Raw genomic sequence first — 20,528 nt, forward strand, 5'->3', positions numbered from 1 at the left:
GGTGAGGATTCTTGGCCGAATGATGGTTAAAGACTTGCCGCCAAACGCGTGCCTTGATCAATGGCCCGCTTTGCGTCCAATTCAGCCGCAACATCCGCGCCGCCGATCACATGGACGTTTCTGCCAGCCGCAATAAGCGAGTCGGCAAGTGACCTTTCGGGGACCTGCCCTGCACATAGAATGATCGTATCTGCCGCGATCAGTCGGGGGTTTTCACGTCCCTCCCCGCTTGAGACATGCAATCCGTCCCCATCAATCCGCTCGTAATTCACGCCGCCGATCATCTGCACGTTCTTCATCTGCAAAGCCGCCCGGTGGATCCAACCGGTTGTCTTGCCCAGCCGCTTGCCCAGTTTTTCTGATTTGCGCTGGAGCAGGGTCACCGCGCGGGCCGGTCCATCCGGTTTCGGCCCCTCGGGCCGCAGCCCGCCGCGCGTCTGTGCCGGGTCCCCCACACCCCATTCGGCCAGCCATTCATCAAGGTTCTCTGTCGGGCTGTCATCGGTCACCAGAAATTCGGCCACATCAAAGCCGATCCCACCTGCGCCGATGATCGCCACGTTTTTGCCAACCGGGGCCTTCCCCCGCAGCACATCAATATAAGACAACACATTCGGCCCATCCTGCCCCGGTATCGCCGGATCACGTGGGGCAACACCGGTCGCAATAATGATCTCGTCAAATTCAGCCAGCCCATCCGTCGTGGCTGTCATCCCCAGTTTCAGGGTGATCCCCGCCTTGGCCACCATGGTTTTGTAGTAGTCTACAAGCCCCCAGAATTCTTCCTTGCCCGGCACCTGCTTGGCCATGTTCAATTGACCACCCAGTTCCTGCGCCTTGTCAAAAAGGGTGACCGCATGGCCGCGTTCAGCCGCGGTCAGTGCGGCAGACAAACCCGCAGGACCAGCGCCCACAACCGCAACGGTCTTGGGGGCTGCGGCAGGGGTAATGGTCAGCTCGGTCTCATGGCAGGCCAGCGGATTGACCAGACATGACGACAGCTTGCCACCAAATGTATGATCAAGGCAGGCCTGATTGCAGGCGATACAAGGGGCAATCTCGGCAGGTTTACCGGCCATGGACTTGGCCACGAAATCCGGATCGGCAAGGAATGGGCGGGCCATGCTGACCATATCCGCGCAACCATCGGCCAGAACCCCTTCGGCCACGTCGGGCATGTTGATCCGGTTGGAGGTGATGATCGGGATCTGCACCTCGCCCATCAGCTTCTTGGTGACCCATGTAAAGGCCCGGCGCGGCACAGAGGTGGCAATCGTCGGGATGCGCGCCTCGTGCCAACCGATGCCCGTGTTCAGGATTGTCGCGCCAGCAGCCTCTATCGCCTTGGCCAATTGCACGATCTCCGCCCAGGTGGATCCATTCGGCACAAGATCAATCATCGACAATCGGTAGATCACAATGAAATCAGGCCCCACGGCAGCCCGGACCCGGCGCACGATCTCGACCGGCAGACGCATCCGGTTTTCATAGGACCCGCCCCATTCATCCGTTCGCTTGTTGGTATGGGTGACAAGGAACTGGTTGATGAAATACCCCTCAGACCCCATCACCTCGACACCGTCATAACCGGCTTGTCTGGCCCGGGTTGCGGCTGTGACGATATCAGCTATCTGCTTTTCGATCCCATCGGCATCAAGTTCCTTGGGTGGAAATGGCGAAATCGGGGATTTGATCGCCGAGGGTGCCACGCAATTGGGCGCGTATGCGTAACGCCCCGCATGCAGGATCTGCATCGCGATCTTCCCATCGGCCGCATGCACGCGGTCCGTGACGATCCGGTGGTTGGCAATGTCATCATCAGTATAAAGGCCGGCCGCCCCGGGAAAGACCCCGCCTTCGGGATTGGGGGCCATGCCACCGGTGACCATCAGGGCCACACCCCCCCGCGCCCGTGCGGCATAGAATTCCGCAACACGGTTCCAATCCTTGGTTTCCTCCAGCCCGGTATGCATCGACCCCATCAGGACCCGGTTCTTGAGCGTGGTAAAACCCAGATCAAGCGGTGCCAGAAGATGTGGATAATCGGTCATGATGCGCCTCCCATTTGGGCAGAGTTTGGCGAAGCCTGACCCGAAGGTCACCCCCAAACGCCGCGTCATTGCCTGCATTGAAAGCTTTTGACAGGCTGCTAGGGTAGTGCGGGGAAGGAGTATCATGATGGACGCAAGTTTTTCACGGCGCAAATTGCTGACCCCGACAGAATTGCGGGCCTTGTCCGAACGGTCCGATCTGCGCGGCGGGCTGCAAATGGCAAGCCATCTTGGTGCGATCCTGCTGATCGGCATCCTGCATGCGCAGGTGATGGGAACCGGCTGGATGCTGATCACCGGGCTGGTGCTGGGGGTCCTTTTGAACTTTCTTTATGCCGCGCAGCATGAATTGTCCCATGCAACCGTCTTCAAAACCCGCAAACTGAACACGCTCTTTGGGCGGCTGATCGGTTTTGTGCAGCTGTTTCCCCGCGATTTCGATCAGATCATGCATTTTGCGCATCACCAATATACGCAGGATTGGGAACGTGATGGCGAACTGGTGCGCGAACCCTACACGCTGACAACCTATCTGCTGTGGTTGAGCGGGATCACCTATTGGCGCAACCGGGTCTTTGGGCTGATCCGCCGGGCCCGCGGGATCATTATCGAGCCCTTCATCCGGGTCGAGGAAGAGGCGCGCGTTATCCGCGAAAGCCGTTTGCATATGCTGGGCTATCTGTTGATCGCATTGCTGTCGATCATTCTGGGATCTTGGGCCGCCCTGACCTTTTGGTTGATCCCGATGGTGCTGACCAAGCCCATCCACCAATTGCAGAACACAATCGAACATCTGGGGCTCAGCCACGAAGACGACATTCTGGAAAATACGCGATCCACCCGGGCCAATCCGTTGCAAAACTGGCTCTGCTGGCAGATGCCTTACCACACCGCGCATCATACATTCCCGGCGGTGCCATTCTGGAAGCTTCGCGACCTCAATAGCCGGATCGAAGCCAAGGCAGGTTCAGTACATCGGATGGGCTGGATCGAGTTTCAGCGCGAGGTGATCACCAAGCTGATGGCCAAGGACGAAAGCCAGTATCCCATGGATGAAGTATGGGTGATCCCGCGCAGTGGCGGCCGGGTGTCGCGCGTCCCTGCAGAATGATCATGGCCCGGCCATATCCGGATCGCGATGGCCAATGCGCCAGCTAAAGATCTACACCTCGCTCTGGGCGATGCAGCCGCATGACCAGACGGGCATCAAACTGCCCTATGATCAGGTCTGCGCGATGGTGGCCCAGGCCGGGTTTGACGGAATGGCGATTGATCTGGGGGCATCCGATGTCGCCGTGGCCCATGCCGTGCGCCCGCATATGCAAGCGCATGACCTGACGCCTTTGATTGTGGCCTTTCCCAAGAGCATCGAAAGCCTTGAGGACACGTTGCATATGGCGGCCGATTTTGGTGCGCCTTTTGTCGATGTGATCGGCCAGGTAATGCCCATCGAGTTGGATGATATGGTCCCGGTGATCGAAACCTGGATGGCGATGTCCGACCGGATCGGCGTACCGGTCCAGTTTGAAACCCATCGGAATTGCATCACAAACGACCTTTACACCACGCTGCAACTGCTCAAGCGGATACCGGATATGCGGCTCTGTGCGGATCTTTCGCATTATGTGGTGGATCGGGAATTTTGGTTCCCACTGTCCGATCACGACCTTGGGCTGATCAGCCGGATCTTACAGCGCGCCGACAGTTTTCAGGGCCGCGTCGCAAGTCGTCAGCAAATCCAGCTACAGCTGGATTTTCCGCAAAATCAAAAATGGGTCGATCTGTTCAAGGCATGGTGGCGCGAAGGTCTTACCGATTGGCGCAGGCGCAATGCGACCGGCGATTGCATCTTTGTCTGCGAACTGGGGCCACCTGAATATGCCATGACCGGCCCTGACGGGCGCGAAATGTCCGACCGCTGGGCCGAAGGGCAAGTGATCATGCAATGGGTTCGCGACATCTGGGACGACCTCGGCGGCGATGACACGGTCTGACCCTCTGGGGTCTAAGGCATCTGCCGGGCCATGGCCGCACAGGGTTCGTGGCGGAAACACGTCGTCAGGTGGTTGTTGATCAGGCCAGTCGCTTCCATGAATGCATAGACAATCGTCGGCCCGCAAAACCGGAACCCGGCCTTCTTGAGGTCCTTGGAGATTTGCAGCGAAAGCGCCGATTGCGTCGGCATCGCCGCCCGGTCAGCCAGAGTGGTGCGCAAAGGCACGCCATCAACGTAGTTCCACAGAAACTGATCAAAGCCTTGCGCCGCCTCGATGTCCTGCCAGGCACGCGCATTGCCAATTGTCGCCTCGATCTTTCCACGGTGCCGGATGATGCCCGGATCAGCCAACAGGCGGTCAACATCCTCAGACCCCCATGTCGCGATTTCATGCGGATCAAACCCGGCAAAGGCATTGCGAAAATTGTCACGCTTTTTCAAAATGGTGATCCAGGACAGGCCCGCCTGAAAACCATCCAGGATCAGCTTTTCCCAAAGGGCGCGGCTGTCATATTCGGGCACGCCCCATTCGGTATCGTGATAGGCCACATAAGTCGGATCCACACCCGCCCAACCGCATCTTGTCACCATCGTTGCATCCTTAATCCAATCTTAGCACGCCGTAGGCCATATTTGACCCGGCTTGATGGAAGGTGACAATGCAAAACGCTACGCTGACCCTGACGGAAATCGACGACAAGGCGCTGCAGGACCCATTGCAATACGCAATGGCCAGCCGCGATGCCGATGTCATGAACCTTGTGCGCGAGGCGTTGGACGCCGGCCGTGCACGGCTTGCATTTCATCCGATTGTCACTGCTGCGACCCCGCCGCGGATCGCCTTTTACGAAGGGTTGGTGCGTCTGATGGACGAGGCGGGGCGCATTATTCCGGCAGCCCATTTCATGCCATTGGTCGAAGAAACGGGTATGGGACGGCAGATTGACTGCATCACACTCGACCTTGCGCTGCGGTTGTTGAAACAAACTCCGGGGCTGCGGTTATCCATCAATCTGTCCGCCCGGTCCATCGGGGACGGCGAATGGCGGCGCATTCTGGATGGCGGGCTGCGGGACAGGGACAGTCTTGGGGATCGGCTGATTTTCGAAATCAGCGAATCCTCTGCGATGATGCTGCATGAAAACGTGATCCGGTTCATGGCGGAAATGCAGCCCAAGGGCGTGGCCTTCGCACTTGACGGGTTCGGGGCCGGGCTAACCGCATTTCGATATCTTAAGGACTTCTTCTTTGATCTTGTGAAAATCGACAAAAGTTTCATCAAGAATATTCAGAACGACCCTGACAATCAGGTCTTGGCCGAAGCCCTTGTAACGGTCGCACATCAGTTCGAGATGTTTGCCATCGCCGACGGGGTCGAGACGGAGGATGAGGCCGCATATCTGCGTCAGATCGGCGTCGATTGCCTGCAAGGCTATCTCTACGGGGTCCCGAAATTCGAACTTTGATACCGTTGCACCCGCTGCATAGGGGATTTGATTTGCCCTAGGTCACCCCAGGCAATACAAGGCGTAAGAGCGGCAGTGGGGGCTGACTCGCACCTGACAGCGTGCAAATGGCCTCGTCCTGCCAAGCGAAAAAACTCAAAGGGACCTAATTCATGACCAACGTTGTTATCGCATCTGCCGCACGAACCGCTGTCGGCAGCTTTGGTGGCGCATTTGCCAACACACCTGCCCATGACCTGGGCGCCGCCGTTCTGGAAGAGGTCGTCGCCCGCGCCGGTATCGACAAATCCGAAGTCAGCGAGACGATCCTCGGGCAAGTCCTGACCGCCGCGCAGGGGCAAAACCCCGCCCGTCAGGCCCATATCAACGCAGGCCTGCCCAAAGAAGCAGCCGCATGGGGTATCAACCAGGTGTGCGGATCCGGCCTGCGTGCCGTGGCGCTGGGCGCCCAGCATATCCAGCTTGGCGATGCCGACATCGTGGCCGCTGGTGGGCAGGAAAACATGACACTCAGCCCGCATGCCGCAGCCCTGCGCGCGGGCCACAAGATGGGTGACATGAAATATATCGACACGATGATCCGCGACGGTCTGTGGGACGCGTTCAACAATTACCACATGGGCCAAACCGCCGAGAACGTCGCTGACCAATGGCAGATCACCCGCGACATGCAGGATGAATTTGCAGTCGCATCGCAAAACAAGGCCGAGGCCGCGCAGAAGGCTGGCAAGTTTGCCGATGAAATCGGGGCCTTCACCGTCAAGACCCGCAAGGGCGACATCGTCGTTGATCAGGATGAATACATCCGCCACGGCGCAACCATGGAAGCCATGCAGAAACTGCGCCCCGCCTTTACCAAGGAAGGGTCTGTGACCGCTGCCAACGCATCCGGCCTGAACGATGGTGCCGCAGCGACACTGCTGATGTCCGCAGAAAACGCCGAAAAGCGCGGGATCGAGCCGTTGGCCCGGATCGCGTCCTACGCCACGGCTGGCCTTGATCCGTCAGTGATGGGGGTCGGCCCGATCTACGCATCCCGCAAGGCGCTGGAAAAAGCTGGCTGGTCCGTTGACGACCTGGACCTTGTCGAAGCAAACGAAGCCTTCGCCGCACAGGCATGTGCCGTGAACAAGGACATGGGCTGGGATCCGGCCATCGTGAACGTCAACGGCGGCGCGATTGCCATCGGCCACCCGATCGGCGCATCCGGTTGCCGCGTCCTGAACACGCTGCTGTTCGAGATGAAACGCCGCAACGCCAAGAAGGGCCTCGCGACGCTTTGCATCGGCGGCGGTATGGGCGTCGCACTTTGCGTCGAACGCCCCTAAGTCACGTCGCAATATTGTTGCGCCCAGCGCGGCGCAACGATAACAAGATTACGTAATAGAATTCCCCGAAGGAGAATATCATGACCCGTGTTGCACTCGTAACAGGCGGCTCGCGCGGTATCGGCGCGGCCATTTCCACAGCTTTGAAAGACGCAGGCTATAGCGTTGCCGCGACCTACGCAGGCAATGAAGAAAAGGCCGCAGCCTTCACAGCCGAAACCGGCATCAAGACCTATAAATGGAACGTCGCCGACTACGAGGCCTGTGCCGCAGGCGTCAAACAGATCGAGGCTGATCTGGGCCCGGTTGATATTCTGGTGAATAACGCAGGTATCACCCGCGATGCCCCATTCCACAAGATGACGCCGCAGCAATGGCATGAATGCATCGACACCAATCTTAATGGTGTTTTCAACATGACCCACAATGTCTGGGGCGGCATGCGCGAGCGCAAGTTCGGGCGGATCGTGACAATCAGCTCGATCAACGGTCAAAAGGGTCAGTTTGCCCAGGCCAACTATGCCGCAACCAAGGCCGGCGATATTGGATTCACCAAATCCCTCGCACAGGAAGGCGCGCGGGCTGGCATCACGGTGAACATTGTTGCCCCCGGCTACATCAACACCGAAATGATGAGCACGATCCCCGAAAAGGTGATGAACGATGTCATCCTGCCGCAAATTCCCGTCGGTCGCCTCGGCGAGGCCGCAGAGATCGCGCGCGCTGTCCAGTTCCTTGTCTCGGATGATGCGGGCTTTGTGACCGGGTCGACCCTGTCGGCCAATGGCGGGCAATACATGTCGTAGCGCGGCCAAAACCTGAAAGTAACAAAGGCCACGCTGATCAGGCGTGGCCTTTTTCGTTCGGCTACCAGTCCGGACAGCCGGAGCGAATTACTTACCGCCGCGGCCGGTCAACCAGCGCCATGCGTCGCGCACGGCCTGCCCACGTTCTTCATGGGCGTTGCGGATACCTTGGCGAATGCGATCATCGGTTGTGATCTCGATCATGATTAAACTCCATTTCAGTGTTTCACTGCATGGGTTGAATATGGGGCTATTTTTGAATGGCGACAAACGAGACTTCCTATTGCTTCAGTTAAGCTGTATTTAACTGAAAGATGAATGACAGATTACCACCGCTTACCGCATTGCGCGCGTTTGATGCCGCCGCCCGTCACATGTCCTTTGCAAAGGCAGCAGAGGAATTGAACGTCACGCCAGCGGCCTTGTCCTACCAGATCAAGGCGCTGGAGGCTGATCTGGGGCAACCCGTTTTTCGCCGGTTGAACCGCGCTGTCGAACTGACCGAAGCCGGTCGCGCCTTGGCCCCGGGCACAGCAGACGCTTTTGCGGCCCTTTCTGCGGCATGGCGCAAGACACGGCGCATCACGAATAGTGGGGTCCTGACGGTCACGGCGGGTCCTGCATTCACCTCGAAATGGTTGGCGCCCCGGCTTTATACTTTTGCGCTTGCACATCCCGATATCGAACTGCGCTTTAATGCCAGCCTGCGGATCGCCGATTTTGATCGGGACGAGGTTGATGTGGCCATTCGATTTGGTCTTGGCCGTGACCGGGATGTCTTTGCCACAGACCTGTCACATGAATGGGTGACCCCGATGATGTCGCCCGCACTGGCCGAACAAATCACTACACCCGCCGATCTGGCAGAGGCAGTTCTGATCCATGACGATTCGATGTCAGGCTTCCGAACACCCAGCGACTGGCCGGTATGGTGCAAGGCTGCCGGCCTCGACATTGATACAAGCCACGGCCCCCGCTTCTCGCAGGCGGATCACGCGCTGGACGCGGCCATCGCAGGGGCAGGTGTGGTGCTGGGACGCATTCTGCTTGCCTCGCGCGATCTCGAGGCCGGGCGTCTGGTGGCGCCATTCGATCTGGCGCTTGTGCCTGAATCGCAGTTTCGGTTCGTCTGTCCGAAGGGGATGGAAAACCGGCCGCAGATCAAGGCGTTCTACGATTGGCTTGTCGCGGAAACGGCGTTGTCAGGTCAGTTCGAAAAAGGCCGGCGATTGCTACGAACAACCGACCTTTGAAGGATCAATGCGTGCTGAGCCGCGTGATCTCTTCTTTCAGCTGCAGCTTTTGCTTCTTCAGTTTCGCAATTTCCAGATCATCGGTCGCCGGACTGCGCTGTAGCATTTCCACCGACTCAGAGAGGGATTGATGTTTCTTCTTCAGTTCCTGCAAATGCGAACTCAAGCTCATAGTCGTCCTCCTGTGATTGGTTGTGGATCAATAGCAGCACATATGACGGACCAAGTCACGCCGCAGGGCAGCAATAACATCCGCAATCGAGGCTGACGGAAAGATATTGCCAAAGTATTAAGGCCAGATGCCCAATTCGTCGCCGTCTCGCAAAACGGCGCGGACTTTTTCGGTATAACTTTCCTGATCGCCCTGATGGGTCTGCCCCGCATGCATGACCAATGGACTGCACATCCTGAATGCGGCTTTTCCTTCCTGCCGGGCGCGCAGCAGGAACAGTTCCGGCGCACGTCCCGGCCGCCCCGCAATGGGGCACAACACGATGGAACCCAGCCGACCATCCAGACCGGACAGCACCTCTGGCAGCCGCTCCATTCGCTGGATGATCGTCAGATAACCGCGCGGCCCAACCCGGCGGGCGCCGACATCCAGCCAGTCAGCCAGCGCCGTCGCCCCACCCAGGGCGATATCCCGGCCCGGGTCCGTCGACCCGGTCCCCGCCATTCGGTCGAAATAGGGTGGGTTCATAATCACGTGATCGTATCGATTCTGCCGGATGTCGGGTGGCAGCCGGCGCAGATCAGCGGTGACGACTTGGAATGCTGCCTGCGCGTGTTCCGCATTTCGCCGCGCCAATGCCGCGTAATCCGCCTGCAGTTCGACACCGGTCAACCGCAGGCCCGGCAGGCGGGCCGCAAGACACAGCGATGCCACCCCTACACCACATCCCAGTTCCAGAACCGTCTGATCTGGGCGCGCCTGCACGGATGCTGCCAAAAGCACCGGATCAACACCCGCCCGGTACCCCCGTTTCGGCTGCCAGATCTTAAGGCGCCCGCCCAGAAAATCATCTTGCGTCAGCGCATCAGTCGCGGCCAAGGTCAATCTCTCCGTCCCGCATGACAGCCTCGGCCATGAACAGATCACGGTCCAGAACCATCAACCGACGCGGCATTATGCCTATGCTTCCTTCGAGGACGCTCATATTTACGTCGAAGGTGAACCAGTCTATACCCTCGGCATCCAGCAGGGCGGTTGCAAAGGCGATGACAGTTGGGTCATTTGTGCGCAGAAGCTCTTTCATATCCAAGACCTAAGATGACGGGCTGGCGTTGTCTATTCACATGACGGAACCTTGCATGAGCCTTGATCTTGCTGCCACCAAACCGCACGAGGAACTGGCTGCGGCCCTGGCCGATGATCTGACTGCCGTGAACGCGATGATCCGTGCGCGTATGGCGTCTGAACACGCCCCGCGCATCCCTGAAGTGACCGCGCATCTGGTCGAGGCCGGCGGAAAACGTCTGCGCCCCATGCTGACCTTGGCTGCAGCCCGCATGTGCGGCTATGACGGCCCCTATCATGTGCATCTGGCCGCAACGGTTGAATTCATTCACACCGCGACCCTGCTTCATGATGATGTTGTCGATGAAAGCAGTCAGCGTCGGGGGCGTCCGACCGCAAATCTGTTATGGGACAACACATCCAGCGTTTTGGTCGGTGACTATCTGTTTGCCCGCTCTTTCCAGTTGATGGTCGAAACCGGGTCGATGCGCGTGCTGGATATTCTCGCCAATGCCGCCGCGACAATTGCGGAAGGTGAAGTATTGCAGCTGACCGCCGCCTGCGATCTGGCGACAACAGAAGATATCTATATCCAGGTGGTTCGCGGCAAAACGGCCGCGTTGTTTTCGGCCGCAATGGAAGTGGGTGGCGAAATCGCCGGTCAGGATCAGGCGATCAAGCAGGCCTTGTTCGACTATGGTGATGCGTTGGGGATCGCATTCCAGATCGTCGACGATCTTTTGGATTACGGCGGCACAGATGCCATCGGCAAGAATATTGGCGACGACTTCCGCGAACGCAAGCTGACCCTGCCGGTTATTCGCGCTGTCGCGATGGCCGATGATGAGGAACGCGCGTTCTGGGTGCGCACAATCCAGAAGGGGCAACAGGCACAAGGTGACCTGGATCAGGCACTGGCCTTACTCGCCAAACATGGCGCCATGGAAAGCACCCGCAAAGATGCGATTGCCTGGGCCGACAAGGCGAAAACGGCCCTGGATGCTGTTCCCGATCATCCGTTGCGGCGGATGCTGGTTGATCTGGCCGACTACGTCGTCGCCCGGATTAAATAATCCGGGTCACGGCGGCGGGGCAGCGGCGACGATCCCGCCCACAAGAACCTGGCTCGCGCTGTCACCAGCAAAGGCACCGACGACCCGCTCGGCCCCAATGGCCCCGTCCAGATCAGCGGTCACGCCACCAAAACTGACCGTTCCGTCAAGCGCGGTTGTCGCCCCGAAGGTCCCGTTCACGACCAGCCCACCCGCAGAACCTGTCAATGTGTTGTCAAGCAAGGACGCAAGCAAGGTGATGTTCCCATCGCGGATTTGCTCGACCTCGCCGATCAACGCCAAGTTATAGGTGCCCGTATAGGTGACATCACCGCTGACAAGCGCCGCCCCCACCGATGAGGTGCTGGCAAACCCGGCCTGCCCCAGAAACTGATCGGTTCCATCCAGCCGCCCATAGGCAAACCGATAGCCCGTCAACGCCCCATCAATCTCCGCAAGGTCGGCCACATTGCCGCTGACCCCAGTTGATCCAAACCCCGGATCCGGCAAATTCCCGGCAGGATCAAGTGCCGCGCTTTGCGCCACCGGGACAGTGCCCGCCCCGATACCGCGAAAGTCGTTGACCGGGTCACATGCCGCCAACGCGGAGAGTGTCACCACACCTGCAAATATCCGGGTAAGCATCATGTTTGTCGTCTTCCTAACTGCATATTGTTGTCTTGAATGTGACCCCACATATCCCCGGAATGCAACCGCGCAAACTTTTCAGACACGCAATGCCCGGCAACGACCCGTATCAAGCCATTGCACTAAGGCGCCAGAATAGCCGCAGGTGCCACCCACCACCCCATCTGGGACAGTTGCAGGATGCGGGCAGCCTGCCGGGCCGCGGCCATATCCTTGACCAGTCCAAAACAGGTTGCGCCAGAGCCTGACATACCCGTTGCAGCGACGGCAGGCATGGCGTCCAGTTTTGCAAGGGCCGTGCCTATTTCCGGGGCCAGCGTGCGGGCGGTCGCAAGCAGATCGTTGCGTTGCGCGGCCAGCCATGCGGCAAATTGCGCAAAATCTGTCCTATCGGAAAGGGGGCTCATCGCGCGACCGTCCTTCTTTTTCAGCCCCCTAAAGACAGACTGGGTCGGCACGTCAACAGGCGGCCGAACCAGCACCAAAGCCGCATCCGGCAGCGGCGGTATATCGGCCAGAACGTCCCCGATGCCCGACATGCGCGTGGGGCGGGGCGCATGCAGGCAAACCGGCACATCGGCCCCAAGGGTCACGATTTCAGGGGCTGACGGCGGCAGGGGCGCAACTTTCCAAAGCTTGGCGAGAAGGCCCAGCGCGGCCGCCGCATCCGCAGAGCCACTGCCGATCCCTGCCGCATGCGGCAGGCTTTTCTTCAGGGTCATTGCAGCGCCCTGTGTCACCCCCCGTGCCTTTTGCAGGGCAAGCGCTGCGCGCATGATCAGATTGGTCGCGTCTGTCGGCACGCCCTGCGCAAAGGGTCCACTTACCGTCAGGCTAAGCTCTGGCGCCAGACTGGCCTCGATCTCGTCGGCGACATCGACAAAGACCACCAGGCTGTCCAGCAGATGATAGCCATCGTCACGCTGGCCTGTCACATGCAGCGTCAGGTTGATTTTTGCTGGGGCAAGCGCCCTAATCGTTGCCACGGGCAACGCGGATTGGGTCCAGCCCTTCGTCACGCAACACAAGGTCGAGGCCGCGCGAAATCTTGTCGCGAATGCGGCCTGCATCCTCTGCATCGGGGTCAAAAGACAACGCGCGATGCCATTGGAAATGTGCCTCGACCTCGCGGCCAACGGCCCAATAGACATCGCCCAGATGATCGTTGATCACCGGATCCACTGGCAGCAGCTCTGCCGCTGTCTCAAGATAGCCAACCGCCTCGTCGTAGCGACCGAGCTGGAACAGGACCCAACCCAGACTGTCGATAATCGCACCATTGTCAGGTCGGGCGGCGGCAGCCGTTTCAATCATCGTCAGCGCTTCATCCAGCTTTTCGCCACGCTCTACCAGGGAATAGCCAAGATAGTTCAGCACCTGGGGATGGTCAGGGTTCAATGCCAATGCAGCCCGGAAATCACTTTCGGCGGCGGCCCAGTTGTCCAGCAGATGATTGGTGATACCGCGGGTGTAATGCACAAACCATTTGACCGGGCTGGCATCATCATAAAGGTCCAGGGCCCGCGTGTAAGCAGCCGTTGCCTCGTCATACCGTTCGGCCTGGCGCAGCGTGTCGCCTTTGGTCGCGTGCACCTGCGGCAAATCCGGGTGGCTGCGTGCCAACGCTTCCAACACCTCGATCGCCGCATCTTCGCGGCCAGCATCGCTTAGGACATCCGCGCGCCCCAATTCGGCGGCATGAAAGGCCGGGTTCGTGCGCGAAATGCTTGCATAAGCATCATTGGCAAGATCGTATTGCCCCATATCATCCAGCAACTGTGCGGCCATCAGAATGGCCGGTGTATTGTCGGGGTCAAGATACGCCGCGGCCCGGGCATAAAGCACGGTATAGGCATCCGGCGCATCCCCCTGCACGATGCCGGCTATGACCTGAAACATCTCGGCCATGCCTTCTGCGGGGGTCCGCACCGCATCAAAGGCAACGGCTGTTCCGGCCGCAAGCTCTGCACGCAGCTCTGCAACCCGTGGGTCCAGCTGTTTGCCAAAAACACCGTCAATGATGGCCAACGCGTCCTCATTACGGCCAAGCTGGCTGAGGATTTGCGCCCGTGCCGTCGCACTGCGGGTGCTGTAACGCAAAACGTTGCCGGTGGCCGCGCCGTTGAAAATGGCCTCGGCCCCTTCGAAATCACCAACGGATGCAAGCGCATAGGCCTTATGCGTCATCCCGTAGACGGTCATATTCGGGGTTTCGATCACCTGATCGAAACTTGCGAGGGCTTTTGTCATGTCCCCTTCGCCCAGATGCGCCCAGGCCTGCGCGATCCCATCCACCAGCGGGGCGACAGAGCGGCCCTGTTCCAACGCCGCGAATATCTGATCCCATTGTCCGGTCTTGGCGGCTTGCAGGCTTAGGGTCAGATGGGCAATCTGGCTTTGATACCCGTTATCGACCATGACCTGTGCCACAGGGATCGCCCGATCCACCTGCCCCAGCGCAATAAACGCTGTCATCGCATTTTCCAGCAGATATGGGTCCGTCGGGTCGGCAATCAGGCTTTTGGTGAAAAAGCGCGCAGATGCCGCAAAATCATTTGCATTGCTCGCATGGCGCGCAGCCAGATACGACCCGGAGTTCGGGTCAGCCATTGCAGAATTTACAGGAGAAAGCAGGCACACCAGCACTGCCGCTGTCATCGAACGTCTGAACACAGTCACGAAAAGCCCTTTTGTCAGTTACCGACACCCTAGTCAGCCAAAACCTGACACGCAATTGCGACATTCTCTGGGCAGCAAAATGTCGCAAACCCCGTGACGACGCTGCCACTTCAGGCAGAACCTGACAAATTTTAATCATCTGGACGGTAAGTAGACCGTCGAAGGCAACACGGTTCGAATCGGCCTATTTTGCGATTTGGCGGCTGAGGGCGCGTTTTTGGCGAGCAGGCGCAAGACTGCCATCCCCGTCTTGGTAGGTTTGCAATACCAATCAAACGGAGACTCTCATGAAAATCACGTCACTTATTGCGGGCTGCGTCACAGCACTCGCCATCACCGGGTCGACGGCCATGGCCGATGTCACCATGACGGGCGCCCAAATCAACGCGCTGATCAACGGCAATACGCTTTATGTCGAAATACCCGCAGGCGCCCCGGGCGCGCCCCACGGCGGTACAGCACCTGTCTTTTACGCCACAGATGGCGCGGCTGCCGCCCTGCTCCCTGCGGGCCTCAAGCTGGTCGGGACATGGGCATTGGACGGTGACAGCTACTGCATTGACTGGAACAACGGCCCCAAGAACAGTTGCACGACACTTGTCCGTAACGCAGATGGTTTCGCCGTCATTGATGCCAGCAAGGGCGAACCCCGTGGTATCGTCAGGCAGATTGCAACCGGCAATCCCGAAAACCTGTGAGGCGAGGCAATCAGATGAAGTCAGTCACTGTTGAAGCCACATGCGCACCCGCCGATCTGGAGCAAGCCATCGCACTTGTCGCAGCCCAAATGCCCGCAATACGCGCCATGCCGGGATGTGATCACTATACGCTCTATCGTGATCCGACCGAACCGATCCTGGCGATGATACAGCGCTGGGACAGCTTGGCAGCTTTCGATGACTACCGCGCCAGCGAGGCGTTTATGGTGTTGGGGCAAGGTTTGCGGCCATTGATGACCGCACCGCCCGTGACCACGATCGCAGAGATTGATATGGGCTAGGCCATGGCCGAAGACATTCCTGCAGCCTATTGCTTCTTTCAGGATATCGCACCGCGTCCCCCGCTGGACGCGGTGTTTGACCGCGACTACCTGCTTTATGCAGCCAAGGGTGCGATGCGACTAACCGTCGGTCCGCAAAGTTGGCTGTTGCCGCCGTCATTTGCGGCGTGGATGCCCGCCAACACCCGTTTTCGGGTCGAGATCGCCAAACCGGTGACAAGCTGTTCGGTCCTGACCAGACCATCATTTTGCACCAATATGCCGCCCGAGCCGGCAGTATTTCAGATGTCGGTATTGGCGCGACACATGATCCGGCATTGTCGCGACTGGGGAAAGGGCAGCCCGCAGCCGCCCGAAGCGGAGGGGTTTTTTCTATCACTGCTGAATGTCTGTGCCGTTTTGGTCAGCCGGTCAGTCGACGTAGCGCGCCCGACCGCCACCGATCCGGGGCTGGCGCGGGCAATCACGATATCCGAAGCCCGCCTAAACGAACGGCTGACCGCCGCCGATATCGCACAAGCCGCCAACATGTCTGAACGCACAATGCAAAGACGGTTCGCTGATCATCTGGGCATGACATGGTCCGAGGTTCTGACACGGCAGCGCATGATCAGGGCCATCGAACTTTTGTCCGATGACACCCTGTCAGTCATTGAAACTGCCGGCGAGAGCGGCTTTGCGTCGCTCAGCGCCTTTAACCGGGCGTTTCGGGTCTTTGCCCGGACCACCCCGTCGGCCTTTCGCAGAAACCTGCGAAAGTAGCCCGCTTACATGTTCGGATAATTCGGCCCGTCGCCCCCTTGCGGAACCGTCCAGGTGATATTCTGGCTGGGGTCCTTGATATCGCAGGTCTTGCAATGCACGCAGTTCTGGAAATTGATCACGAACCGCGTGTCCTTGCCATCCTCTTCGACAAACTCGTAAACACCGGCCGGGCAGTAGCGGGCGGATGGACCTGCGTATTTGGCCAGGTTCACATTGACCGGGACCGACGGATCACCCAATTGCAGATGCGCGGGCTGGCTTTCCTCGTGATTGGTGAAGCTGAACGAGACATTTGTCAGCCTGTCGAATGACAGCACGCCATCTGGTTTGGGGTAGTCAATCTTTTCGTGCTTGCTGGCCTCTTCGGTGGCTTCAGCATCCGATTTGCCGTGCTTGAGGGTGCCAAGGAACCCCATGCCAAACGTATTCATCCACATATCCATGCCGCCAATCCCCAAGGATGCCAGCAATCCGTATTTGGACCAGAGCGGTTTGACATTGCGCACCTTGGCCAGATCCTTGCCGATCTCGCCAGTGCGCACCAAGGCCTCGTACCCATCAAGAAGGTCACCGCTGCGCCCGTCCTTGATCGCCAGATAGGCCGCCTCTGCAGCCGCAATACCCGACAGCATTGCATTGTGATTGCCCTTGATGCGCGGCACGTTCACCATCCCAGCCGAGCAACCCAGCAGGGCGCCGCCCGGGAATTCAAGCTTTGGCATGGACTGCAGACCACCCTCGGAAATCGCACGCGCGCCATAGGCAACCCGTTTGCCGCCTTTCAGCAGATCGGCAATCACGGGGTGATGCTTGAACCGCTGGAATTCCATGTAGGGAAACAGATGCGGGTTCTTGTAATTCAGGTGAACAACGAACCCGACATAGACCTGATTATTATCAAGATGGTAGATGAAGGACCCGCCGCCTGCATTCTTTTCCAGGGGCCATCCCATTGTGTGGGTCACCGTGCCTTCGCGATGCTTTTCGGGGTCGATTTCCCAGATTTCCTTCATGCCCAGCCCGTATTTCTGAACATCGGATTTCGCTGCAAGGTCGTATTTTGCGATCACCTGCTTTGATAGCGAACCGCGGACCCCCTCGGACAGGAACACGTATTTGCCATGCAATTCCATCCCCGGCTCATAAGACGGGCCCGGCGTGCCATCAGCGGCCTTGCCAAACTCACCCGCCACAACGCCTTTGACCTCGCCATTGTCACCAAACACCAGCTCAGAGCAGGCCATGCCGGGGAAAATCTCGACCCCCAGCGCCTCGGCCTGTTCAGCCATCCAGCGGCAGACATTGGCCATTGAGACGATGTAATTGCCATGATTGTTCATCAAGGGGGGCATCAGGACGTTCGGGATACGCAACTGGCCTGCCTCGCCCAGCATGTAAAAATTGTCTTCCTTGACCGGCACGTTCACCGGCGCGCCCTTTTCCTTCCAATCGGGGATCAGCTTGTCCAGCCCCACGGGATCAAGCACCGCACCCGACAAGATATGCGCCCCAACTTCCGAGCCTTTTTCAAGCACGACCACTTCAAGATCCGCGTCCAATTGTTTCAGCTTGATCGCCGCCGAAAGGCCGGCGGGTCCAGCGCCCACGATGACAACATCATATTCCATTGTTTCGCGTTCAATCTCGGCCATCAACATTCCTCACTTTGGCAGGGCACAGGCCCTTTCATTTAGGGTCGGCAACGGTTACCTCAAGCAGAATAAAGGGGCAATCTATACACGACGTCAAAAATGATTTGCGCGACACCAAAGCGCGGTTGCCCTTGACTTAGCGCCTGCAAAATAGGCTATGAACGTTCGATTGATAGATTTGCCTTGGGGGCATTATGGAAAAGATACCTCTGACCCGTGCCGGGTTCGACAAACTTGATGCAGAGCTTAAGCATCTGAAATCAGTGGAACGCCCTGCAATTATCCGGGCGATTTCCGAGGCACGCGAGCATGGCGACCTTTCGGAAAATGCCGAATATCATTCTGCAAAGGAAAAGCAGTCATTCATCGAAGGGCGCGTGAAGGAATTGGAAGGCGTCATTTCGCTGGCCGATGTGATTGATCCCGCCAAACTGTCCGGCACAATCAAATTCGGCGCCACTGTTCAGATCGTGGACGAGGATACTGACGAGGAAAAGACCTATCAGATCGTCGGCGAGTACGAAGCCGATATTGAAAACGGCAAGCTGAACATGAAATCCCCCCTGTCGCGCGCCCTGATCGGCAAGGATGAAGGCGACAGCGTCGATGTCCGCACGCCGGGCGGCACGCGCAGCTATGAGATTCTGAAAATCAGCTACGTGTAGGCGCCCGTGGCTTCCCCGAATGGCGCACGCACGGCCGTGCTGGATGGCGACCCATCCCGCATTGCTGCTATTGCCGGTATCATATCAGCCATCTGGCTGGTTCTTGTGGGCCTGTTCCTCTGGCTGATGCCTGCACCCGCGCCCGAAACAGGCTTCACAGCGGCCGGGATAGTGGGAACTGGGATTGCAATCTGCATGCCGCTAGCGTTGATCTGGCTTGCCGCAATCATGGCCCGCAACATGCAGCAGTCCCGCGCCGAAATCCTGCACCTGCAAACATCCATCGCGGAATTGCGCAAGACGTTGGCCCAAAGACCGCCCGCCGCCGCGACACAAATGCAGCCTGCCGCGCCCCCAACAGAAGAGCCCAGACCCTTTGCCTCGCGCCGCGAGGTATCGCGGCTGATCGTTCCACAACCGGCACCGCAGTCACATAGCGCCCAGCAAAGCCTGCCATTGGGTGGGGCGCCGACCGCCACGGAACAACAGCTTGACCGCGTTGATCTGATACGCGCGCTGAACTTTCCTGATGACGAAGGGGACACAGCCGGTTTTGCAGCCTTGCGCCGGGCCCTGAAGGACCGCAATGCCCGCAAATTGGTGCAGGCCAGCCAGGACGTGCTGACCCTGTTGTCCCAGGACGGGATTTACATGGATGATCTGCTGCCCGATGCGCCCAACCCGGCGCTGTGGCGCCGCTTTGCCGGTGGGGAACGGGGGGCCACAATCGCACCGCTTGGCGCAATCCGCGACCGTGATGCGCTTGCGCTGAGCGCGGCGCGGATGCGCGAAGACACGATTTTCCGGGATTCCGTTCATCATTTCCTGCGCAAGTTCGACCTGATGCTGGCCGGGTTTGCAGATGGTGCCAGCGATGACGCTCTGCTGGCCATGGCTGAAACCCGGACGGCGCGTGCTTTCATGCTGCTGGGCCGGGCCACGGGGACGTTCGACTAGACATGTGGGAGATCTTCCTCAAAACCCTGCCATTCTTCATGCTGATTGCATTGGGATACGGTGCGGGACGGCTGAGGTTTTTCACGCCCGAGGCCACGGCCTACCTGACCAAATTCGTCTTTTATTTCGCACTTTCGGCCATGATTTTCCGGTTTGCAGCCAGCCTGCAGCTCGAGGACATCCTGAATTGGCCGTTTGTGTTTGCCTATCTGGCCGGGTCAGGGGCGGTGTATGTTCTGGCAACTGCTGTTGCGATGTGGCGGGGTCTGCCGGTGGCCCAAGCCGCGGTCGAGGCGCAATGCGCGGTAATCGGCAATGTGGGTTTCCTGGGCATTCCGATGCTGGCATTGCTGCTGGGCGACGCAGCGGTGGGGCCGATCATGATGGTTCTGGCGGTGGATTTGATTATCTTTGGCAGCCTGATCGTGATCCTGATCACGGGGTCGCGGGATGGGCGTATGTCACCGGCGATCATTCTGACCGTGGCAACAGGCCTGATCAAAAACCCGATGATCGTGTCCATGTTACTGGGGCTTGCAGTGTCGGCATATGCGGTGCCAATCCCGGTGCCGGTCAACGAATTCCTGACAATCCTCGGGGCCGCTGCAACACCCGGCGCCCTGTTTGCCATCGGCGCATCACTGGCCACAAAATCCGCCGAACGGATGGTTGTGGCCGGGTGGCTATCGCTTTGCAAACTTGTGCTGCATCCGGCGGCGGTTGCGATCATGTGTCTGTTCATCTTTGACGTGGCCCCCTATGCGGCAGGCGTGATGATCGCAGCCGCCGCCCTGCCGGTGGCTGGAAACGTCTATATCATTGCGCAGCATTACGGCGTTGCGCCGGCCCGGGTCTCGGCCGCGATCCTGATTTCCACAATTCTGAGCATCCTGACGGTTTCGGCGGTGATTGCGTGGGTGACAAGCCTATGAACCTGCGCTAGCCCTTGTCGAAACAGACAGGAGGATTTGCG

At 58.8% G+C, this 20,528-nt stretch carries 22 protein-coding genes; 13 read left to right on the plus strand and 9 right to left on the minus strand.

Translation table 11 applies throughout. The annotated features are described in order from the left end of the window. Positions 1–26: 26 nt before the first annotated feature. Complete coding sequence (locus AABB31_RS11705) at positions 27–2,051, minus strand: FAD-dependent oxidoreductase (RefSeq protein ID WP_373635780.1); 2,025 nt, start codon at positions 2,049–2,051, stop codon at positions 27–29. Between the two features lie 124 nt (positions 2,052–2,175). Between AABB31_RS11705 and AABB31_RS11710 the strand changes: the two genes are divergently transcribed. Both AABB31_RS11710 and AABB31_RS11715 read left to right on the plus strand, forming a co-directional pair. Beyond that, positions 2,176–3,162 (plus strand): fatty acid desaturase, encoded by a 987-nt coding sequence (locus AABB31_RS11710; RefSeq protein WP_342077964.1) that lies wholly within the window; start codon positions 2,176–2,178, stop codon positions 3,160–3,162. A gap of 34 nt (positions 3,163–3,196) precedes the next feature. Next, a complete protein-coding gene (locus AABB31_RS11715) occupies positions 3,197–4,045 on the plus strand; it encodes a sugar phosphate isomerase/epimerase (protein WP_342077963.1) in 849 nt (282 codons plus the stop codon). Between the two features lie 11 nt (positions 4,046–4,056). Here AABB31_RS11715 and AABB31_RS11720 read toward each other — a convergent pair whose 3' ends face one another. Further along, positions 4,057–4,638 (minus strand): DNA-3-methyladenine glycosylase I, encoded by a 582-nt coding sequence (locus tag AABB31_RS11720; protein WP_342077962.1) that lies wholly within the window; start codon positions 4,636–4,638, stop codon positions 4,057–4,059. Positions 4,639–4,706: 68 nt separating this feature from the next. Between AABB31_RS11720 and AABB31_RS11725 the strand changes: the two genes are divergently transcribed. The 4 genes from AABB31_RS11725 (at position 4,707) to AABB31_RS11740 (ending at position 8,900) form a co-directional block, all read left to right on the plus strand. Continuing rightward, complete coding sequence (locus tag AABB31_RS11725) at positions 4,707–5,513, plus strand: EAL domain-containing protein (protein WP_342077961.1); 807 nt, start codon at positions 4,707–4,709, stop codon at positions 5,511–5,513. Positions 5,514–5,665: 152 nt separating this feature from the next. Next, on the plus strand, positions 5,666–6,841 hold the full coding sequence (locus tag AABB31_RS11730; RefSeq protein ID WP_342077960.1) for an acetyl-CoA C-acetyltransferase: 1,176 nt from the start codon (positions 5,666–5,668) through the stop codon (positions 6,839–6,841). Positions 6,842–6,921: 80 nt separating this feature from the next. After that, positions 6,922–7,647 carry an acetoacetyl-CoA reductase gene (phbB, locus tag AABB31_RS11735; protein WP_342077959.1) on the plus strand — a complete coding sequence of 242 codons (726 nt, stop codon included), beginning with the start codon at positions 6,922–6,924 and terminating at the stop codon, positions 7,645–7,647. A gap of 314 nt (positions 7,648–7,961) precedes the next feature. Beyond that, positions 7,962–8,900 carry a transcriptional regulator GcvA gene (locus AABB31_RS11740; RefSeq protein WP_342077958.1) on the plus strand — a complete coding sequence of 313 codons (939 nt, stop codon included), beginning with the start codon at positions 7,962–7,964 and terminating at the stop codon, positions 8,898–8,900. A gap of 4 nt (positions 8,901–8,904) precedes the next feature. Here the strand turns inward: AABB31_RS11740 and AABB31_RS11745 are convergent, their stop codons facing one another. From AABB31_RS11745 to AABB31_RS11755, 3 genes are all read right to left on the minus strand, one after another. Further along, complete coding sequence (locus AABB31_RS11745; protein WP_342077957.1) at positions 8,905–9,072, minus strand: DUF465 domain-containing protein; 168 nt, start codon at positions 9,070–9,072, stop codon at positions 8,905–8,907. A gap of 117 nt (positions 9,073–9,189) precedes the next feature. After that, a complete protein-coding gene (locus AABB31_RS11750) occupies positions 9,190–9,957 on the minus strand; it encodes a methyltransferase (protein WP_342077956.1) in 768 nt (255 codons plus the stop codon). After that, entirely contained in the window at positions 9,938–10,156 is a 219-nt protein-coding gene (locus AABB31_RS11755; protein WP_342077955.1) for a DUF2007 domain-containing protein, read from the minus strand. The genes AABB31_RS11750 and AABB31_RS11755 overlap by 20 nt, the downstream gene beginning before the upstream one ends. Before the next feature lie 55 nt (positions 10,157–10,211). Between AABB31_RS11755 and AABB31_RS11760 the strand changes: the two genes are divergently transcribed. Beyond that, positions 10,212–11,210 (plus strand): polyprenyl synthetase family protein, encoded by a 999-nt coding sequence (locus AABB31_RS11760; protein ID WP_342077954.1) that lies wholly within the window; start codon positions 10,212–10,214, stop codon positions 11,208–11,210. Positions 11,211–11,216: 6 nt separating this feature from the next. Here the strand turns inward: AABB31_RS11760 and AABB31_RS11765 are convergent, their stop codons facing one another. The 3 genes from AABB31_RS11765 to AABB31_RS11775 form a co-directional block, all read right to left on the minus strand. After that, positions 11,217–11,837 carry a hypothetical protein gene (locus AABB31_RS11765; RefSeq protein WP_373635781.1) on the minus strand — a complete coding sequence of 207 codons (621 nt, stop codon included), beginning with the start codon at positions 11,835–11,837 and terminating at the stop codon, positions 11,217–11,219. A gap of 122 nt (positions 11,838–11,959) precedes the next feature. Next, complete coding sequence (locus AABB31_RS11770; RefSeq protein WP_342077952.1) at positions 11,960–12,823, minus strand: 4-(cytidine 5'-diphospho)-2-C-methyl-D-erythritol kinase; 864 nt, start codon at positions 12,821–12,823, stop codon at positions 11,960–11,962. Next, a complete protein-coding gene (locus tag AABB31_RS11775; RefSeq protein ID WP_373635782.1) occupies positions 12,810–14,447 on the minus strand; it encodes a tetratricopeptide repeat protein in 1,638 nt (545 codons plus the stop codon). Before AABB31_RS11775 ends, AABB31_RS11770 begins: the two co-directional genes overlap by 14 nt. A gap of 356 nt (positions 14,448–14,803) precedes the next feature. On the opposite strand from AABB31_RS11775, the gene AABB31_RS11780 reads away from it, so the two are divergent. The 3 genes from AABB31_RS11780 to AABB31_RS11790 are packed head-to-tail and all read left to right on the plus strand — an operon-like array spanning position 14,804 to position 16,278. After that, positions 14,804–15,214, plus strand: a complete 411-nt coding sequence (locus AABB31_RS11780) for a hypothetical protein (RefSeq protein WP_342077949.1) — start codon at positions 14,804–14,806, stop codon at positions 15,212–15,214. Positions 15,215–15,228: 14 nt separating this feature from the next. Next, positions 15,229–15,516: an antibiotic biosynthesis monooxygenase gene (locus AABB31_RS11785; protein ID WP_342077948.1), complete on the plus strand. Its 288-nt coding sequence runs from the start codon at positions 15,229–15,231 to the stop codon at positions 15,514–15,516. A 3-nt stretch (positions 15,517–15,519) separates the two neighbouring features. Then, positions 15,520–16,278, plus strand: a complete 759-nt coding sequence (locus tag AABB31_RS11790) for a helix-turn-helix transcriptional regulator (protein ID WP_342077947.1) — start codon at positions 15,520–15,522, stop codon at positions 16,276–16,278. Positions 16,279–16,283: 5 nt separating this feature from the next. Here AABB31_RS11790 and AABB31_RS11795 read toward each other — a convergent pair whose 3' ends face one another. Continuing rightward, positions 16,284–17,933, minus strand: coding sequence for an electron transfer flavoprotein-ubiquinone oxidoreductase (locus AABB31_RS11795; protein WP_342077946.1), 1,650 nt, complete (start codon positions 17,931–17,933; stop codon positions 16,284–16,286). 194 nt (positions 17,934–18,127) lie between these two features. On the opposite strand from AABB31_RS11795, the gene greA reads away from it, so the two are divergent. The 3 genes from greA to AABB31_RS11810 are packed head-to-tail and all read left to right on the plus strand — an operon-like array spanning position 18,128 to position 20,487. After that, on the plus strand, positions 18,128–18,598 hold the full coding sequence (greA, locus tag AABB31_RS11800) for a transcription elongation factor GreA (RefSeq protein WP_373634773.1): 471 nt from the start codon (positions 18,128–18,130) through the stop codon (positions 18,596–18,598). A 6-nt stretch (positions 18,599–18,604) separates the two neighbouring features. Next, positions 18,605–19,555: a hypothetical protein gene (locus tag AABB31_RS11805; protein ID WP_373634774.1), complete on the plus strand. Its 951-nt coding sequence runs from the start codon at positions 18,605–18,607 to the stop codon at positions 19,553–19,555. Positions 19,556–19,557: 2 nt separating this feature from the next. Continuing rightward, the gene (locus AABB31_RS11810) at positions 19,558–20,487 is read left to right on the plus strand and encodes an AEC family transporter (protein ID WP_342077943.1); all 930 of its coding nucleotides are present in this window, start codon (positions 19,558–19,560) and stop codon (positions 20,485–20,487) included. Positions 20,488–20,528: the final 41 nt, after the last annotated feature.

It is taken from the genome of Yoonia sp. SS1-5 (assembly GCF_038443705.2).
GTDB classification, from domain to species: Bacteria; Pseudomonadota; Alphaproteobacteria; order Rhodobacterales; family Rhodobacteraceae; genus Yoonia; species Yoonia rhodophyticola.

Bases quoted from the DNA above. Each gene is read 5' to 3' on its own strand.
- AABB31_RS11705 (WP_373635780.1), bottom strand. From the start codon at position 2,051: ATGACCGATTATCCACATCTTCTGGCACCGCTTGATCTGGGTTTTACC.
- AABB31_RS11710 (WP_342077964.1), top strand. From the start codon at position 2,176: ATGATGGACGCAAGTTTTTCACGGCGCAAATTGCTGACCCCGACAGAA.
- AABB31_RS11715 (WP_342077963.1), top strand. From the start codon at position 3,197: ATGCGCCAGCTAAAGATCTACACCTCGCTCTGGGCGATGCAGCCGCAT.
- AABB31_RS11720 (WP_342077962.1), bottom strand. From the start codon at position 4,638: ATGGTGACAAGATGCGGTTGGGCGGGTGTGGATCCGACTTATGTGGCC.
- AABB31_RS11725 (WP_342077961.1), top strand. From the start codon at position 4,707: ATGCAAAACGCTACGCTGACCCTGACGGAAATCGACGACAAGGCGCTG.
- AABB31_RS11730 (WP_342077960.1), top strand. From the start codon at position 5,666: ATGACCAACGTTGTTATCGCATCTGCCGCACGAACCGCTGTCGGCAGC.
- phbB (WP_342077959.1), top strand. From the start codon at position 6,922: ATGACCCGTGTTGCACTCGTAACAGGCGGCTCGCGCGGTATCGGCGCG.
- AABB31_RS11740 (WP_342077958.1), top strand. From the start codon at position 7,962: ATGAATGACAGATTACCACCGCTTACCGCATTGCGCGCGTTTGATGCC.
- AABB31_RS11745 (WP_342077957.1), bottom strand. From the start codon at position 9,072: ATGAGCTTGAGTTCGCATTTGCAGGAACTGAAGAAGAAACATCAATCC.
- AABB31_RS11755 (WP_342077955.1), bottom strand. From the start codon at position 10,156: ATGAAAGAGCTTCTGCGCACAAATGACCCAACTGTCATCGCCTTTGCA.
- AABB31_RS11760 (WP_342077954.1), top strand. From the start codon at position 10,212: ATGAGCCTTGATCTTGCTGCCACCAAACCGCACGAGGAACTGGCTGCG.
- AABB31_RS11765 (WP_373635781.1), bottom strand. From the start codon at position 11,837: ATGATGCTTACCCGGATATTTGCAGGTGTGGTGACACTCTCCGCGTTG.
- AABB31_RS11775 (WP_373635782.1), bottom strand. From the start codon at position 14,447: ATGGCTGACCCGAACTCCGGGTCGTATCTGGCTGCGCGCCATGCGAGC.
- AABB31_RS11780 (WP_342077949.1), top strand. From the start codon at position 14,804: ATGAAAATCACGTCACTTATTGCGGGCTGCGTCACAGCACTCGCCATC.
- AABB31_RS11785 (WP_342077948.1), top strand. From the start codon at position 15,229: ATGAAGTCAGTCACTGTTGAAGCCACATGCGCACCCGCCGATCTGGAG.
- AABB31_RS11790 (WP_342077947.1), top strand. From the start codon at position 15,520: ATGGCCGAAGACATTCCTGCAGCCTATTGCTTCTTTCAGGATATCGCA.
- AABB31_RS11795 (WP_342077946.1), bottom strand. From the start codon at position 17,933: ATGGCCGAGATTGAACGCGAAACAATGGAATATGATGTTGTCATCGTG.
- greA (WP_373634773.1), top strand. From the start codon at position 18,128: ATGGAAAAGATACCTCTGACCCGTGCCGGGTTCGACAAACTTGATGCA.
- AABB31_RS11810 (WP_342077943.1), top strand. From the start codon at position 19,558: ATGTGGGAGATCTTCCTCAAAACCCTGCCATTCTTCATGCTGATTGCA.